This is a genomic window from Mangrovimonas sp. ST2L15 (assembly GCF_001280515.1).
GTDB classification, from domain to species: domain Bacteria; phylum Bacteroidota; class Bacteroidia; order Flavobacteriales; family Flavobacteriaceae; genus Mangrovimonas; species Mangrovimonas futianensis.
In genome coordinates this window covers 956,162-971,891 of record NZ_LBIQ01000030.1, presented here as the reverse complement: position 1 = coordinate 971,891, position 15,730 = coordinate 956,162, and the positions used below count along the sequence as shown (strand labels likewise).

Annotated in this window: 20 protein-coding genes; 6 read left to right on the top strand and 14 right to left on the bottom strand. The window is 36.4% G+C overall.

Features of this window, described 5'->3' with window-relative positions; genetic code table 11:
* The first annotated feature begins 1 nt into the window (after window position 1).
* On the top strand, window positions 2-1,912 hold the full coding sequence (locus ZA07_RS08215) for a M56 family metallopeptidase (protein WP_082316547.1): 1,911 nt from the start codon (window positions 2-4) through the stop codon (window positions 1,910-1,912).
* A 65-nt stretch (window positions 1,913-1,977) separates the two neighbouring features.
* Here the strand turns inward: ZA07_RS08215 and ZA07_RS08210 are convergent, their stop codons facing one another.
* From ZA07_RS08210 to ZA07_RS08205, 3 genes are all read right to left on the bottom strand, one after another.
* Window positions 1,978-2,814, bottom strand: coding sequence for a hypothetical protein (locus ZA07_RS08210; RefSeq protein ID WP_053971219.1), 837 nt, complete (start codon window positions 2,812-2,814; stop codon window positions 1,978-1,980).
* An 85-nt stretch (window positions 2,815-2,899) separates the two neighbouring features.
* The gene (locus ZA07_RS16010; protein ID WP_157492099.1) at window positions 2,900-3,097 is read right to left on the bottom strand and encodes a hypothetical protein; all 198 of its coding nucleotides are present in this window, start codon (window positions 3,095-3,097) and stop codon (window positions 2,900-2,902) included.
* A gap of 56 nt (window positions 3,098-3,153) precedes the next feature.
* Window positions 3,154-3,675 (bottom strand): hypothetical protein, encoded by a 522-nt coding sequence (locus ZA07_RS08205; RefSeq protein WP_157492098.1) that lies wholly within the window; start codon window positions 3,673-3,675, stop codon window positions 3,154-3,156.
* A gap of 264 nt (window positions 3,676-3,939) precedes the next feature.
* On the opposite strand from ZA07_RS08205, the gene ZA07_RS08200 reads away from it, so the two are divergent.
* A complete protein-coding gene (locus ZA07_RS08200; protein ID WP_053971217.1) occupies window positions 3,940-5,040 on the top strand; it encodes a DUF4407 domain-containing protein in 1,101 nt (366 codons plus the stop codon).
* A gap of 38 nt (window positions 5,041-5,078) precedes the next feature.
* Complete coding sequence (locus ZA07_RS08195) at window positions 5,079-5,516, top strand: DUF4440 domain-containing protein (RefSeq protein WP_053971216.1); 438 nt, start codon at window positions 5,079-5,081, stop codon at window positions 5,514-5,516.
* Here ZA07_RS08195 and ZA07_RS08190 read toward each other — a convergent pair whose 3' ends face one another.
* From ZA07_RS08190 to ZA07_RS08145, 10 genes are all read right to left on the bottom strand, one after another.
* Window positions 5,517-5,801: an STAS domain-containing protein gene (locus tag ZA07_RS08190; RefSeq protein WP_082316546.1), complete on the bottom strand. Its 285-nt coding sequence runs from the start codon at window positions 5,799-5,801 to the stop codon at window positions 5,517-5,519. It abuts the gene before it with no gap.
* Window positions 5,802-5,976: 175 nt separating this feature from the next.
* On the bottom strand, window positions 5,977-6,555 hold the full coding sequence (locus ZA07_RS08185) for an alkylphosphonate utilization protein (protein WP_053971215.1): 579 nt from the start codon (window positions 6,553-6,555) through the stop codon (window positions 5,977-5,979).
* 98 nt (window positions 6,556-6,653) lie between these two features.
* The gene (locus ZA07_RS08180) at window positions 6,654-7,481 is read right to left on the bottom strand and encodes a hypothetical protein (RefSeq protein ID WP_157492097.1); all 828 of its coding nucleotides are present in this window, start codon (window positions 7,479-7,481) and stop codon (window positions 6,654-6,656) included.
* Window positions 7,482-7,707: 226 nt separating this feature from the next.
* A complete protein-coding gene (locus ZA07_RS08175; RefSeq protein ID WP_053971213.1) occupies window positions 7,708-8,067 on the bottom strand; it encodes an MmcQ/YjbR family DNA-binding protein in 360 nt (119 codons plus the stop codon).
* Complete coding sequence (locus tag ZA07_RS08170; protein WP_053971212.1) at window positions 8,064-8,681, bottom strand: DUF4230 domain-containing protein; 618 nt, start codon at window positions 8,679-8,681, stop codon at window positions 8,064-8,066. Before ZA07_RS08170 ends, ZA07_RS08175 begins: the two co-directional genes overlap by 4 nt.
* A 5-nt stretch (window positions 8,682-8,686) precedes the next feature.
* Window positions 8,687-9,031, bottom strand: coding sequence for a DUF4260 domain-containing protein (locus ZA07_RS08165; RefSeq protein ID WP_053971211.1), 345 nt, complete (start codon window positions 9,029-9,031; stop codon window positions 8,687-8,689).
* Complete coding sequence (locus ZA07_RS08160) at window positions 9,028-9,780, bottom strand: cyclase family protein (RefSeq protein WP_053971210.1); 753 nt, start codon at window positions 9,778-9,780, stop codon at window positions 9,028-9,030. The genes ZA07_RS08165 and ZA07_RS08160 overlap by 4 nt, the downstream gene beginning before the upstream one ends.
* A gap of 13 nt (window positions 9,781-9,793) precedes the next feature.
* The gene (gene hemW / locus ZA07_RS08155) at window positions 9,794-10,933 is read right to left on the bottom strand and encodes a radical SAM family heme chaperone HemW (RefSeq protein ID WP_053971209.1); all 1,140 of its coding nucleotides are present in this window, start codon (window positions 10,931-10,933) and stop codon (window positions 9,794-9,796) included.
* Between the two features lie 28 nt (window positions 10,934-10,961).
* Complete coding sequence (ruvC, locus tag ZA07_RS08150) at window positions 10,962-11,516, bottom strand: crossover junction endodeoxyribonuclease RuvC (RefSeq protein ID WP_053971208.1); 555 nt, start codon at window positions 11,514-11,516, stop codon at window positions 10,962-10,964.
* Window positions 11,516-12,151, bottom strand: coding sequence for an outer membrane beta-barrel protein (locus tag ZA07_RS08145; protein WP_053971207.1), 636 nt, complete (start codon window positions 12,149-12,151; stop codon window positions 11,516-11,518). The genes ruvC and ZA07_RS08145 overlap by 1 nt, the downstream gene beginning before the upstream one ends.
* Before the next feature lie 215 nt (window positions 12,152-12,366).
* Here ZA07_RS08145 and ZA07_RS08140 point away from each other — a divergent pair, with 215 nt between their 5' ends.
* The 3 genes from ZA07_RS08140 to ZA07_RS08130 are packed head-to-tail and all read left to right on the top strand — an operon-like array spanning window position 12,367 to window position 15,209.
* Complete coding sequence (locus ZA07_RS08140; RefSeq protein WP_231628657.1) at window positions 12,367-13,164, top strand: hypothetical protein; 798 nt, start codon at window positions 12,367-12,369, stop codon at window positions 13,162-13,164.
* Window positions 13,161-14,288 carry a glycosyltransferase gene (locus ZA07_RS08135; RefSeq protein ID WP_053971206.1) on the top strand — a complete coding sequence of 376 codons (1,128 nt, stop codon included), beginning with the start codon at window positions 13,161-13,163 and terminating at the stop codon, window positions 14,286-14,288. The genes ZA07_RS08140 and ZA07_RS08135 overlap by 4 nt, the downstream gene beginning before the upstream one ends.
* A gap of 54 nt (window positions 14,289-14,342) precedes the next feature.
* On the top strand, window positions 14,343-15,209 hold the full coding sequence (locus tag ZA07_RS08130; RefSeq protein ID WP_053971205.1) for a hypothetical protein: 867 nt from the start codon (window positions 14,343-14,345) through the stop codon (window positions 15,207-15,209).
* Here ZA07_RS08130 and ZA07_RS08125 read toward each other — a convergent pair.
* A complete protein-coding gene (locus ZA07_RS08125) occupies window positions 15,206-15,622 on the bottom strand; it encodes a hypothetical protein (protein ID WP_231628656.1) in 417 nt (138 codons plus the stop codon). The two genes, ZA07_RS08130 and ZA07_RS08125, sit on opposite strands and share 4 nt — an antisense overlap.
* Between the last annotated feature and the right edge of the window lie 108 nt (window positions 15,623-15,730).

Below are 15,730 nucleotides of genomic sequence, written 5' to 3'. Positions count from 1 at the left end.
GATGCTGATCTATTTATTGAAATCATCAGGTTGCTTATTGGTATTGATGCTATTTTACAAGCTGTTTTTAGAACGTGAAAGCATACACCAATTCAAACGCTTTTACCTATTAGGCAGTTTAATAGCGGCTTTCCTAATTCCGTTAGTTACCTGGACCACTTATGTGGAAATCCCTGCAGAACCAGAAGGTGTTCCATTTGATCCCACACTTCTTCCCATGGAAGACATGCCTACAGAGGAATCCTTCAATTGGTCTTTGTACTTAGGAGTTATATACGGTTCTGGAGTATTGTTCTTCGGACTACGTTTTATCAAAAATCTTTGGAGTCTGCACTTAAAAATCAAACGGAACCAGAAAATCCCCCGCGTAGCATACATTCAGGTTTTGATACTTGAAAGCATTGTTCCCCATACCTTTTTAAAATATGTTTTTGTTGAAAAAAGCCAATTTGACTCCAAAAACATTCCAGACGAAATACTGCTCCATGAACAGATCCATGTGGAGCAAAAACATACGTTAGACATCCTACTTATAGAAGTGATGCAAATCTTTCTTTGGTTTCATCCGTTGATTTATTTAATCAAAAAGGACATCAAACTAAATCATGAGTTTTTAGCAGACCAAGCGGTATTGTCACATGGCTTTGAAACCAAAAACTATCAAAACATACTGTTGGACTATTCCATATCATCATCACATAACCAACTGGTATCATCCATCAATTATTCATTAATCAAAAAACGACTTACAGTTATGAAAACACACACCTCAAAACAGGTCAAATGGCTTAAAAGTTTGGTATTACTGCCATTACTAGCCCTATTAATTTACAGTTTTAGCACCAACAAAATTGTTGAAACTGGTTTAAACTATGAACTTTCTGAAACCAATCACACCGCTCGAAGTATTAAAGTGGAAGTATTGAACCAAGGAACGTATCAAATAGATGGCATCAATGCCACTAAAGGCACATTTGCTTCAGTGCTTAATCAATTACATCAGGATATAACTCCTGAAATACGTAACCAAATTATCAATGTTCACGTAAATGATGGCAAACCAGTGTCGGATGAAGATGTATGGTTTATTTTTAACTCCTTCACCCCTTATGGCTTTCATCGTATTGTCACTTACAATCAGCAAATCATTCGAGAAAAAGGAAATAAACCTTTTGCGATAGTGAGTCAGAATGATCCTAAAAACTTAAATAGCGCTCCGGAAAAAGTTGAGCTCCAAGAAGGTGCCTCTAAAGCACAAATAGCCGAGTACAATAAGTTGGCCAAAAAGTATAATTCACAACCCAAAGAAGAGCAAAGGTTCCTGAAAAAAGAGGTTGAACGCTTGGAATACTTATACGGCTTGATGACTAAAGAACAGAAAGCCCATGCAGAGCCCTTTCCTAACATTCCGCCACCACCACCGCCACCTCCTACTCCTCCAGTAGAAATGGGAAGCATGTCTCCAGAGCTACAAAAACTCTATAAGCATTACACCAAAGAGACTGAAGCCTATAGCAAAGCGGTGAGTGCTTATATAAAAAACAACAAGGGCTCGCAAGAAGATTTAAAGAATCAATACACTGATGTCATGAAGCTTTATAAAGCTTATTACGAACTGGCTTCTAAAGAAAAATTAACACCCGTACCGCCACCACCGCCACCTCCTGCTCCAGAAGCACCAGAGGTTATTGAAGTGATTGAAGTTCCTGTTGACAAGTTAGATGCTAACACTCCTAAATCTGCTTACGACTTTGTAAGGAGTCATAAAAATGATGATATCACCTACTATTACAATGACAAGAAAGTAACTTATAACGAGATTTTAAAAATCGTTAAAAAGGAACCAAATATTAACATCAACACGAACATTAACGACCACAAAGGAACCGTCAAGTTCTGGTCAAAAAAATAAATGATAAAAAGCCTCGAACATATCGAGGCTTTTTGTTTAAGGGTATTTGTTGTCAAAGCAGCCTCTTATCCAGCAATTTGCTTTAAAAGTTTGGCCGTTTCCGGTTCGATATCCCCAATGTATTTTAAATCAGTTGCTTTTTTGTTTGTGAGCAATTGGTAAAAGATACAGGCATTTAAAAAGGCACCGTTCTTATTTGGATGAATATCATCATCATAAAGTTCTAATTCCGGAAATTGAGTGAGAACCTCAAAGTACTTTTCACCGTTGTTCGATTTTAATAAATCATTTTCCTGAGCCACCAACTCGTAGGATTTATCGATGGTTTTTATTTCTTGTTCCAAACTTTCCAGAATTGGGGAACAACATTTTTCTTTTTCTATAGATGGATCCACGATTCTAGATGGATAACAATATTCCTTTGGATATCCTTCTTTGGAGGGCCATGTACCGAAGAGTATAAACTTACAATTTGGGTTCCCTACTTTATCCTTAATCTCAGTAATAGCCGTATTTATTTTAAACTCCCGGACCTCTGGAATCAAAAAAGAAACCGTTCCTGATTGTAATACCACAACATCCCAAGGTCTTTCAGCCAGCTTGAGTTCGGTTTCCGTTTGTTCCCCTTCTACTTTTTTCCGAGTACTGATTCCGTTTTCTGTCCTTGAAGTTATGATATCCGATAAATGACCTGATAGAGATTGGCCAGGAAACGTGCTTTGGTGAATTTTAATATTGGGATGCGTTTCGTTAAGCATCATTTGAAGTGTTTGCGGCATATCGTAAAAATAGGTCAAACTATTTCCTATAAATAGGACATGGATACCGTTATCCATGGTTTTATCTTGAGACCGCACTCCCCAAGCAAAGCAAACCATGATTATAAAAAAGATGTTTCTCATTTCGACTAATATTATTTATGGATGAAACAATGGGACACAATTTCAATTTTAACTTTCACAGATATCCCAAATAATTAAACGGTTCTTATAGGTTCTTGATTCGCCAAATGTATTTAGTTATGAATTGGCAAATAACGACCAAACCAATTCCAGTAAACAAGACACATACCAAATAAACTACTCCAATTGATTTCAGATAGCCCTCTATGTTTGGCTTGATTAATAAAACAGATCCTAAACTAATAAGAAATGAGATAAACCCTATGATTATTTTATAACTCATTTTAATAACTATTTAAAAACTAGTTCATATAGAAAAGCTGAATCTACTTTTAAATATTACATTTTCTCAGGACAATTTATAAATTCAGAATCCTGGAGTAACGGCAAACCGATTTCTTTTCTAATTTGATTAGTTTCTTCTTTGGTTTCCAAACAAGGTTTCCCGAAGTCAGATCCCACTAAAACCCTTTTATTATTGCCTCTTTTAATCCAGTAGTATTTATCAATAATATTAGCAAACTCTGAAGGAGACAATCTTTTTTCATGCACCTCATTCAGCAAGGTTTTATAATGTTCCCTTTCATTAACTATGCGATGTGGGTTATGCAATAAAATGGCAAAAAACGAACTAGAAACACATTCTATTTTATAATTATCACTCCCCACAAGACTTTCAGTGGGATAACCATATTTTTTGATAAAGGTCATAGCCCTGTCAAAATTTAGAGAATCAACCGAAAATATAAAGTTCCATTTGCCTTGAAAACCACTTGACTCCCTTACCCCTTGATCAAGCCCATACATTTTGCAAAGTTCAAAAGCCAAACTATCCTTGACTCGATTACTGCTGTTTTCCATCAACATTGTTTTTCTAGAAGTTCCGCAGGAAATTATAAAGCCAATTAAAAAAATGGAAAAGCAGGTTTTTACAAAATTAAGGTTCATATAAGATTATAATTCAAGTAGGAACGAAACTACGGATTTCAATTTACTATTGAAAACAATTTCCTACGTCTTCTATTTTCAAACAAGTGTCTTTACATTTAATTTATCAACATTATGTAACAATTCCATATTTTTCACGTTCTAATACCCTATCAATCAACCACAAAACGAACAGTTATGATTAAACAATTTTTTATTCTCTGCAGTGGCGCAGATACAGACATTCTGGATCAATGCTCAAATGGTGAGCAGAACAAATATGCTGGTATAGGCGGCACGGTCTTTTTTACGGCATTAATGGCCTTTATTGCTTCTGGCTATGCTCTTTACACAGTTTTTGACAATCTCTTGGCAGCCATCTTTTTTGGATTTATTTGGGGACTGCTCATCTTTAACCTCGATAGGTTTATAGTTTCTACCATCAAAAAAAGAAATCAGGTGCTGGATGAAATCATTCAAGCTACCCCACGTATCATTCTGGCAGTTATCATTGCAGTGGTCATCTCAAAACCTCTGGAACTTAAAATCTTTGAAAAGGAAATTGACCAAGTGCTATTGGAACAAAAAAACGAGCTCACCCTAGCCAATCAAAACCAAATAGCCGAACAATACAATCCTGAGATAACAGCTTTAGAAAATGACCTCATCAGTCTACAAAAGCAAATAGATGTCAAGGAAACCGAGGTAAACACCCTTTATAATACCTACATCACTGAGGCCGAAGGCACCTCTGGCACCATGAAATTGGGAAAAGGCCCGGTGTATCAAGAAAAACGCGATAAACACGATGCTGCCCTTGCCGAACTGCAGCAATTAAAAACAGAAAACAAACAAAAAATAGCAGAAACCGAGACACAAATCTCTCAGTTAAAGGCGCAATATGACCAGCAGGTTACCAATACCCAACCCATTATAGATGGTTTTGACGGTTTGATGGCCCGTGTCAATGCCTTGGATTCATTACCATGGCTGCCGTCGTTTTTTATATTTCTTTTGTTCTTAGCTATTGAAACTTCTCCTATCATCGCCAAGTTACTTTCTCCAAAAGGGGAATATGACTTCAAACTGGAAGATGCCGAAACAGCTGTAAAAACTTGGGTAGAACAAAAAGTTAACGAACGTAAGGTTCTACTGGAAACAGATAGAACTCTAAACAACAAGATTTACAACGACATTGCAGACGAAGAGGAATTGTATGCTTACAAAAAGAAAAAGGCCCGAGAGCTTATGCAATTGCAGGCCGATGCCTTTTTTAAACATCAAAAGAAAGCGCTTTAAGCAATTATCATTACATTAGGCTTTATAAACACCACGTTATGAAGCCTATTTTTTTTGCATTAGTACTACTGCTTACCTGCCAACTGGGTTTGGCACAAACCACCAACTATAATTCAGACCAAGAAGCCATTTTGGCTGTTATGAAGGAACAGGAAAAGGCTTGGAACCAGCACGATCTGGAAGGGTTTATGGAAGGCTATTGGAAAAGTGATTCCTTAAAATTCTTCGGAAGTCAAGGTATTGCAAGCGGTTGGCAAAAAACATTAGATAATTATAAAAAAGGATATCCCACTTCCAAAGAAAGTGGGATCCTTCATTTTGTCATCAAAAGTATATCACCCATAGAAAACGAAAGTTATTATGTTATGGGTGAGTTTCACCTAAAACGAGACATAGGCAATGCCGATGGCGTGTTTTTGATCATCTTTAAAAAGATAAACGGCCAATGGCGCATCATAGCAGATCTTTCCTGCTAATTAAGCCACCAGTACATCCTCGGTTTGAAACTCTTCATAGAGTTCCTTACTACCGTAACCTATAATGGAAAATGCTTTTTCTTGCATTAAAGCATGGTTATGCAATCTAGCCAGAGCCATGACACCAAAGCGGTCAATACTTCTAAGGCCTTCAATGTTTACCTTTACTTCGGAATGCTTTTGAAAAATGTCTTGGAATCTCCTCTGAAAACGAGGCAGGTTTTGTCGGGTTAAAAACCCTGAAAGTTCAAAATGATTTTCTTTTTGCTTGATAATGAGGTTCATAATAACATAAATTTTAATTGCTTAATACTTTATGCCATTAATCAGGAAAAGGGACAGCTAAGATAGACTTTTTTTCTTTCGAACCTGAATTAATTCGATTAAAAACCACCCATTTAGATTAAATTATTTGGATTACCAAATACTCCGACGACCTACTTTTTTATTAGTCTAAAACCTACACCTTTTTGACGTATTCGGTGACAATAACGATTTGTTGCCCGTCTACTTTACCCTCTATATATTGGGCATTTTCATGGTCCAGTCTAATATTTCTTACGGCGGTCCCTTGTTTGGCAACCATAGAAGATCCTTTTACTTTTAAGTCCTTAATCAATACCACAGAGTCACCGGTTTCCAATATTACACCGTTCACATCCCTATGGATTATTTTTTCACTCTCGTCTTTATCTTCACCTGTTGCCTTGGCTAAGGCTAAGGCCTCATCGTCCAAATACATCATATCTAGTAAGTCTTGTGGCCAACCTTCTTTCTTGATGCGATGCAACATGCGCCAAGCCATAATTTGAACAGGTACAAATTCACTCCACATACTATCATTTAAACAACGCCAATGATTGGAATCCATGTCTGAGGTTTCCTCAATCTGCCCCTTACAAGTATCACATACCAACAAACTATTATCTACAGTTTCATTAAGAGAAGGAGGAATCATATAGACTTCCAGCTTTTCTTTTGAGCCACATAATTCACACGAATTTTGGCTTCTTTCTTCCAATGTTTGTCGAATACTCATAATCACATTTATTTGATGCAAAAATACCCTGAGATTTCGATTAGTGCAATAAAAAAAGGAGCTAAATTGCCCCTTTTCGTCTAAATAAGAAATAGGTTTTAGTTAGTAATACCTCCTACGTACTTATAAATATAATCTCCGTGTTCACCCGTAAAATACTTACCGTACTTTTTACCCATGGATTCACGTTCAGACTCAGACCATTTTTCTTTAGCCAAGGCTTCGTTTCTTTCAAACATTTTTTCATAATCGGCCATTGAGCTTATAAAATAAGCCTCTATAAATTCACTTTTATCTGCCCCCCAGGCATGCATGTGCGGATAATAAGCCTTGACAAACTCGTTTTTATTGACAATATTATTGGCATGTAGCATGTGACCTTCCATGAATTCTTTTTCAGTACCATCTAAATAATTGGAAAGTTTATTTTTCCTTACATAGAGTATCATACCATCTGAAGGCGCTCCATCCATTAATTTAGCACCGTCTATGGGAACATAAATTTCGTCAGAATGCTCTAACATATAGTAATTGTTTCTCTTTTTAAAAAACTTCTCGATGGCCGCTTCACTACCCCAAGCGGCTTTTGCCAACTCTTGTTCGCGCTCAAAAGATTTTTCAATGGCCTCCCAAGACGGATAGGTTTTTACAAAAAGGATTTCGGTGTTTGAAGGTGTAATGTAATGGGTGTAATAACTCACACCGATAACATACTCGTTGTTCTTGATGACCTTATCGACATATTCCTTTTCTACAGCTTTCCATTCATCCATACTAAAGTCATCAGGATCCATGCCCATGTTCCAATGCATGGTTGTTACTGAAATAAATTTGGGTCTGGTATTTTCTTCTTGGGCTTGAGAAGTATTTGTGGCAAAAAAGAGCATAACAGCCATTGCCATTAAAAAACGGTTGATTGTTTTCATAATAATAGAAATTTAGAGTTAGTATATTGGTTTATAATATTAACTACATTCTATTTGGGACAATCCTTGTTACTTTTGGGGAAGTGCGCTATGTAATTAGAACAGGGGTGAAAGAAATTCCTTATAAAGATACGAAAAAAAACATTGCTTTAACAATCAGCAACTTACAAGACCAAAAATAATTTCCATCAGGTTATGGAAGAACCAATAAACACTGCTAAATTGACTAAATTAAATCTTGTTGTTTCTTAGGAAGACTTTTTACAATCAAATCATATGAATGGTTGATTAAAGACTTTAAAAGTGCTATGGAAACCTCACCATTACCTAAATCAACTGAATTCCAATGGGTTTTATTAAGATGAAAAGCGCCTTGAATACCTGAGTACTGAGCTCTTAACTCTAGAGCGTAATCTGGATCACACTTCAGACTAATGGTGGGTTCACCAGCTTCCCACTTTTCTAGCGGAACAAAAGCAAAAATCTTTCCCAGCACCTTAAATACCAAAGTATGCTCATCAAAAGGAAAAGCTTCGGTTACCTGGGATTTACCCAGACAATAGGCTCTTAAATCTTCTATATTCATGATTGTTTATCGATTATGGCCTGGTCCTTCTTATCAATTTTCAAGGTGGAATAATCCAGCTTCCATCCGATGGTTTGCACCATGGTTTCCATCATTAAAATAGCATCCAATGCTTCCTTTTGGGCAATGGCAAACAAACCACTCTCTGGCACTTTTTCCAGAATATGTTGTTTGGCATCATTATGTAATCCTGTTAAATCGGAGGCGTCAAATTTATTAAACATACCATCCTTTTTATCATAGTAGTTGAGATTGGTCTCAATACTCAATACTTCAGGCTGGGGAAACTCTTGAAGAATGATTTTCTTATTATTCTCATCCGCCCGTAATTTTACTTTAGAAAAATCAAATCCTACATAAGCCTTAGCGTTGATAACTACTAATGCCTTTTTCCGACTTGAAATTAATTTCAGAAACTTTTCCTTAACGTCTTCATAATGGTAAATCTCAGCAAAGTCTCCTTCAACAGTAATAAACTTACAAACCTTTTGAATTTTATCCAGAAGGATAATGGATTGAGAATGCCTTACTTGTTTAGACTTCACATGCTTGACCAAGGTCACCAACGCCATGGTAACCAATATGCCAATTATAAGACCTAAAAACGCTTCCATATTTCTTATATTTCACCTAGATGAGTAAACTTAAACCCTTGTTCATACTTCAAACCATACCCAAGCAACCTATCAAAAGATGCATGAGCAAATAGAATAATTCCAGCAAACTGCATGGTTTCGTTAGAACTATAAACACCCACCAAATACAACAAAAGGGCTAATCCCTTATGATGAAAAAGGTTGTAAAACCACGCTCCTATTTTTTCATTTTTTAAATATCCCAACATTCCAATGTCTGGAGCCATTATAAAGACCAAAAACCACCACCAACTAAAAGACAATTGACTAAAAAGAAATATTCCCAGTAGGAACATGGCTAATTCTTCTAATTTCAAAATGGCTTTCATGATTCCAAAACTTGGTATAAAATAGGTCTACTTGGTGATGCATCATTATCTATTGGGGCTACTTGTAAGTTCAAAAAATATTCACCATCCTTTACATCATTAGGCACATAAATCAACTCTGTAATCGTTGCTTCGTATCTAATTCTTCCACTAGTGTTCCAAAAGGCGTTATGAGACTCTAATCGGCCTTCGTCTTTTTCCTTATCCACACTAGGCAAATCAATCAAAAGATGCTCTATTCCCTTTTCCCGCAAATAAATGACTGCTTCTGCCAACAAATAAGGTGGATTGGAATTAGACCATTGTTGCGTCAATTTTTCTTTAGTATTGGGAATAGTCCTTATGATAATGGCATCCCGTTTTTTATTTCCTAAGGCAAATTGAATTTGTTTCTTGGAAATAACAAAATCGCCATTCATTTTTTCAGGAGCTACGGTAATTAACTCTGCCAAAAAGAAATATTTTTTTAAATGATGATTTACAGAATGTACCTCATCTGTGATATGCCCTACACATTCGGTATGCGTTCCATGAGCATGTGGGTTAAACCAAATATCATTAAAGTTTACTGCCGAACCTTGCTCTACACTACCAACCCACTCCCCCATCTTCACGGGAGAAATCTTGGGTTCCTCAACATACCAAGCATTTACGGTATCTTTTATTGCCTTAATAGGAATAGAGAGATCTACTGGTTTTGATAAATCTATTTGTAATTTTCTTGAATTGTATTGAATAGTTGTAATCATAATCTCAAAGATACTAAATCCAAAAAAGCTCAGACGCCAATCCGTCGGCTAAAAATTTCCCCTTTTCCGTCGTTTTTAAAATGGGAGCACCTGAATCTGCATCCGTTAGAACCAGCACCCCCTGCTCAATAAATTTCTCAACATGTTTGAGTAAATAATTCTTAAACTCCAATCCAAAATCTTCTTCAACTTGTTTGATAGAAACACCCCAAATGGTGCGAAGTCCAGTCATTACATATTCATTATATTGGTCCTGAATGGTTAAATCCTCTATCTGCGATGGCAATTCCTTTTTCTGAATGCCTTGAATGTATTTGGTATTGTTAGGGATATTCCAACTGCGTTGTTGTCCATTAAAGGAATGTGCCGAAGGTCCTATGCCCAAATAGTGTTTCCCTTGCCAATAGGAGGTATTGTGTTTGGAGAAATACCCTTGCTTTCCAAAGTTTGAAATTTCATACTGCACATAGCCTTGTCGAACAGTTTCCTCAATCAAGATATCAAAATGCTCTTTGGATAGATTTTCATCTACTGGCGGATATTTGCCTTGTTTAATAAAACTGGCCAATGCCGTTTTAGGCTCCACAGTAAGGGCATAACTGGAAATATGGGGAATTCCCAAGTCAAATACCGTCTGTAAATTGGCTTTCCATTTATCTATGGACATATTGGGTATACCGTAAATTAAATCGACGGTAATATTATCAAAATGTTTAACGGCCAATTCCAAACACTGTTTGGCTTCACTTGAGTTATGAGCTCGATTCATCGTCCTTAAATCATCTTCAAAAAAGGATTGCACCCCAATACTCAATCGATTAATGGGTGAACTGGCCAATTGTTTTATTTTGACTGGAGTCAAATCATCTGGATTGGCTTCCAAAGTGATTTCAGGTGTTTCCATCACCTCAAAATGCTTGTTGATGGTATTTAGAATATGCTCTAACTCCTCCAAATTGAGCAGACTTGGAGTTCCGCCGCCAAAGTAAATGGTTTCAATGGCTTGGTTTTTTAATTCGTCCTTTCTTAAAACCAACTCTTCCATTAGAGCTTGAACAAGTTCATCTTTCTTTTTTATAGAAGTTGAAAAATGAAAGTCACAATAATGACAGGCTTGTTTACAAAAAGGAATATGGATGTAGATTCCAGCCATATATCAATGTACAATTAACAGTGAATAATTATTTCTTTACACGACTTTCGTTTTGCTTGACAAAACTAGCCCATCCAGAATAACTTTTTCCTACCTCTACCCGACCTTCATTGTAAAAATGGCAAACCGCTGCGGCCAAACCATCGGTAGCATCCAAATTCTTTGGCAATTCTTTCAAGCCTAAGGTACTTTGGAGCATTTTGGCTACTTGTTCCTTGCTCGCATTTCCATTACCTGTGATGGCCATCTTAATTTTTTTGGGGGAGTATTCAGTGATAGGAACTTCTCTAGACAACCCAGCAGCCATAGCCACTCCTTGAGCCCGTCCTAATTTAAGCATACTCTGCACATTCTTACCAAAGAAAGGTGCTTCAATTGCAATTTCGTCTGGATGGTAGGTATCAATCAATTCTATGGTTCTTTCAAAAATCTTCTTCAGTTTCAGGTAATGATCCGTGTATTTCTTAAGGTCGAGTTCATTAAGTTGTAAAAACCTCATGGATTTCCCTTCCGCCTTTATCAAACCAAACCCCATAATCGTTGTTCCGGGATCAATACCCAATATGATTTTTTCTTTAGCCATTAATCACAATAATAACATCCACTTAATGATACAGAAACACCTACCGTAAAAGTCCATAAATTGCCATTGAAAGAGCCATAACCATCTGTAATAGGATCGAAATCTTTGGCAAACCCATAAATGAAGGACGTATCAGCAAATACTGATAGTGATCTTGTAATTCCATAATGCACTTCAATACCTGCCATGGCATTTAAATAAGAATTAGTGTTGTCTCTGTAAATTCCCAATGGTTTAATTATAGAATAACCGGGGCCTGCATGACCCACCAGTCCCATTCTATAAGAGATGGGTCTCATCCAAGAGGAGGCATCATAAACGATTTGGGCATTGATTCTGGTATAGTTGGTTTTAAACTCCGGTGTGTCATTTAAACTAGAAAAACGATTAAATCCAAAGTCCAATTTAGCTCCTAAGCGTTCTTTAAACATATGTTGAACCCCCAAGTTTACCGTTGGAAAATTGATGTCCTTTGCATAAAAGGGTCTAGGATAACCAGATCCGTCAGGGTGATTGATTCCTAATGACAGTTGCGCCTTCCATTTGGCCGCCTCCATTTGTGAAAAACCTTGAGTGCTCAAAATTAGAATACCAAGGATAAGTAGGGTTTTTGGAAAAGTAAATTTGGTGCTCATGTGTTATTCAATTTAATTTGTATTCGTTGACGGCTTAAAATGTGACTGAATCCAATCCATACAAAACTAAACAATTCTTTTTTGTGCTTGTAAAAATAGGGCTAGTTCTTGCGGCCTTCTATTTTATTTACTACAAGGTTTTCCTCAACTCGGACCTCAAAACCAAAGATCTCAATAGCTTCATAAGTCAAACAAAACTTTATTCTATAAAAAACATGGGGTTCTTAATTCTTTTGAGTTCTCTCAATTGGTTCTTGGAAGTTTCAAAGTGGAAAATTTTGGTCAAACCCCTAATTAAGATCACCTTCTTGGAGGCCTTAGAGCAATCCCTAGCGTCACTTACAGCTTCTATTTTCACACCCAATAAAATAGCAGAATACGGCGTTAATGCCCTGTATTTTGCGCCAAGTGAAAGAAAGAAAATCGTATTATTAAAATTACTGGGGAACCTATCACAATTGGGAGCAACCATAATTTTTGGAATCTTTGGACTTTTGATTTTCGTCAGACAATACAACCCTCAAAACACATTACTTTTCTCGACCATCTTTATATTGGCTTGCTTGCTAGGGATCACATTTATTATAAAAAAGTTAAGTCAAAAGGATTTATATGTTAAGGGCTATGCCGTTAATAGCTTATTTAGATTCTACAAAGCTATTTCTATCAAGGTTTATGTAAAAATTTGGACTCTTTCACTTTTAAGATACTTAGTTTTTTCCTTTCAATTTTTTGTTCTTCTGAATTTGGCAGGTGTCCAACTTTCATATTTTGATAGTATGATAATTGTAAGCAGTATGTATCTTTTAGCTTCTTTGGTACCAACGGTTTTTATTTTGGATTTAGTCATAAAAGGAAGCATAGGGATTTACTTGTTCAGTTATGCAGGCGTCAACGAACTAACCATTCTTGGTGTCACTACCTCCATGTGGATACTCAATTGGGCCCTTCCAGCCATTTTAGGAAGTTATTTTGTTTTGAAATTTAAATTCCCAGACCCAGTTTCCGCATGATAATATTGGTTTTTTCCATCGTCACCATCGTGTATCTTATTGTCATAGGGCGGCTTATTGCTGGTTTTGAAAAAGTGGAAAAATTCCATTTAGAAGACATCAAGGAAACCACCTCATTTTCCATAATTATTCCCTTTAGGAACGAAGCAGAAAACCTACCCGTTCTTTTGGAATCCCTTTCTCAACTAGATTATCCAAAGCTTATGTTTGAAGTGCTTTTTGTAGACGATGAATCTACAGACACCTCGGTAATGGTTATAGAACATTTTAAGAAAACACATGCTTTTGAATATTCCATTCTAAAAAACAACAGAAAGTCACATTCCCCAAAAAAAGATGCCATCAATACAGCTATCGTCCAAGCCAAACATCCTTGGATCATTACTACCGATGCCGATTGTAAACTCCCTAAATATTGGCTGAGCAGTTTTGATGGGTTTATACAAAAAAACAAGTCTGTTCTGATTGCTGGCCCGGTCACCTACTTTAATAAATCTTCCTTTTTCCACAAATTTCAAACCTTGGACTTTTTAAGTTTAATTGGCACTACCATTGGCAGTTTTGGAATGAAGAAACCCTTTATGTGTAATGGAGCTAATTTGGCTTACAAAAAATCACTCTTTAAAATTCTTAACGGTTTTGAAAACCATGATCATCTTGCAAGTGGAGATGATGTTTTTTTGCTTCAGCAAGCAGGAGAAAAATATCCGAACGAAGTTCATTTTTTAAAATCAGAACATGCCCTAGTGAAGACGCAACCAACGGCAAACTTTAAAGCCCTCAAAAACCAAAGGATTAGATGGGCTTCCAAAACTGGTCATTACGGAAGTGCATTTGGAAAAGGGCTTGCCTTACTAGTTTTCGCAACAAACATGGTTATGGTTACTGGTATTTTTCTTTCCATATTTGGTTTAATTCCCTTAGTCACTTTTATAAAATTATTCTTCTTAAAATCAGCAATTGACTTTTTATTTCTTTATAAGATGACAAGGTTCACATCCCAAGAACATCTCTTAAAATCCTTTGTTTTTAGCACTTTGATTTATCCGTTTTATTGCTCAGCAATGGCTATCTTTTCCCTCAGAAAACAATATGTTTGGAAGGATAGAGCCTTCAAAAATTAGGTCAATAGGAAATCTATCTTTTTTTATTAGATTTACCCTAGAAAAGTTTTTCTCATGAGACACCCTTTAATAGCCGCCCTACTCTTTTTCACCTGCTTTACATTTTTTGCTCAAACCGATTACCAAATTGACAATGAAACCCTTACACTTGAAACGGAAGTAGAAGGAAAATTGGACTTACTCTGGAATGTTTCAGACAAAAAATTCAGATATTTCATCAAGACGGAAAGCGGTGACATAGTAGAGCTTTTAAATACCAGAGGGGAAGACAAACGGTATCAAGAGCAATATAAAACCGCACTGCAATCACTGACTTCAGCACCAATGAAAAAGGTAGATAAAGTTAACTTCACCCTTTTTGATTTACGAGAATTTTTAAATGATTACAACAAAAGCGTGGATCCCAATTTTAATGCTAAGGAAAGAACTAAACTAGGGACTTCATTAGCCTTATTTGGAGGTATGACCAATCATCCATTTGTTGAAAATCCAACGGATGAAACCACGGCATTTTTTGGTGCAGAAATAGAGTTGTTCAACAAGAAAAAACTTCCTAGGCATTCAATCTTCTTTAACTTAAGATACGAGCCAGACACCAACAAATTTAAACATCAATTAACCCAACTATCCTTGGGATACAAATTCAAATTCTTGAATTTTAATGGCTTTGATATGTATGCTAATTTAAAAGCGGCCACCTTTAATTTTGCCCGTATCACCCAAATAGATGAAAACGGGATGGAATTTACAGAATCTTCATCTGGGCTAGACGCTCCTTTTATTTTAGGACTGGGGGCAGATATTAGACTATTCAAAAAAATATCATTGATTTTGGACTACCACCACATCTATGCCGTTTTAATAGACAATTACGCCGATTTCCCTGTGGATTTTGCTGCTGGATTGAAAATGGAATTTTAATCTACCATAACCACCACAGGAAGTACAAATTCTGTAGTGACCTGTTGTCCGCGTTTTAGTGCCGGATAAACCTCAGGAAGGGAATCCAGGCCTACTCGAAGTAACCCATTTAAATTGGGGATTTCCTTATAAGTTAAAGAATCGGCTTCTACCGAAAGTAGATTGAGAAGGCCATCTTTTGAAATTTGGAATTTCAATAAAATGGTATCCCTTACATCTCTTGTTACCACTACATTTTCAGAAGTAAGCTTTCTGGTAATAAGCTTAGTCAAAGTAGTTTGAAAACACTCCTTACGTTGATTTTGATTTAAGGATTCATCACATACCGAAAAAGAGGGATAGGCATCTACTTCGTTCCAATTAAATGTTTTGAGTTCTTCATTTAAAATGGCTTCAGAAGATGTTTTTTTCACTTTTAAATCGTCGCAAGAAATTAGCAACAACAGCCCAAAAACAAAAGCGATACCTTTCATGTGTTGTTATGACACCGAAAAGTACGATTTTTTTATTATTCAAAGCCA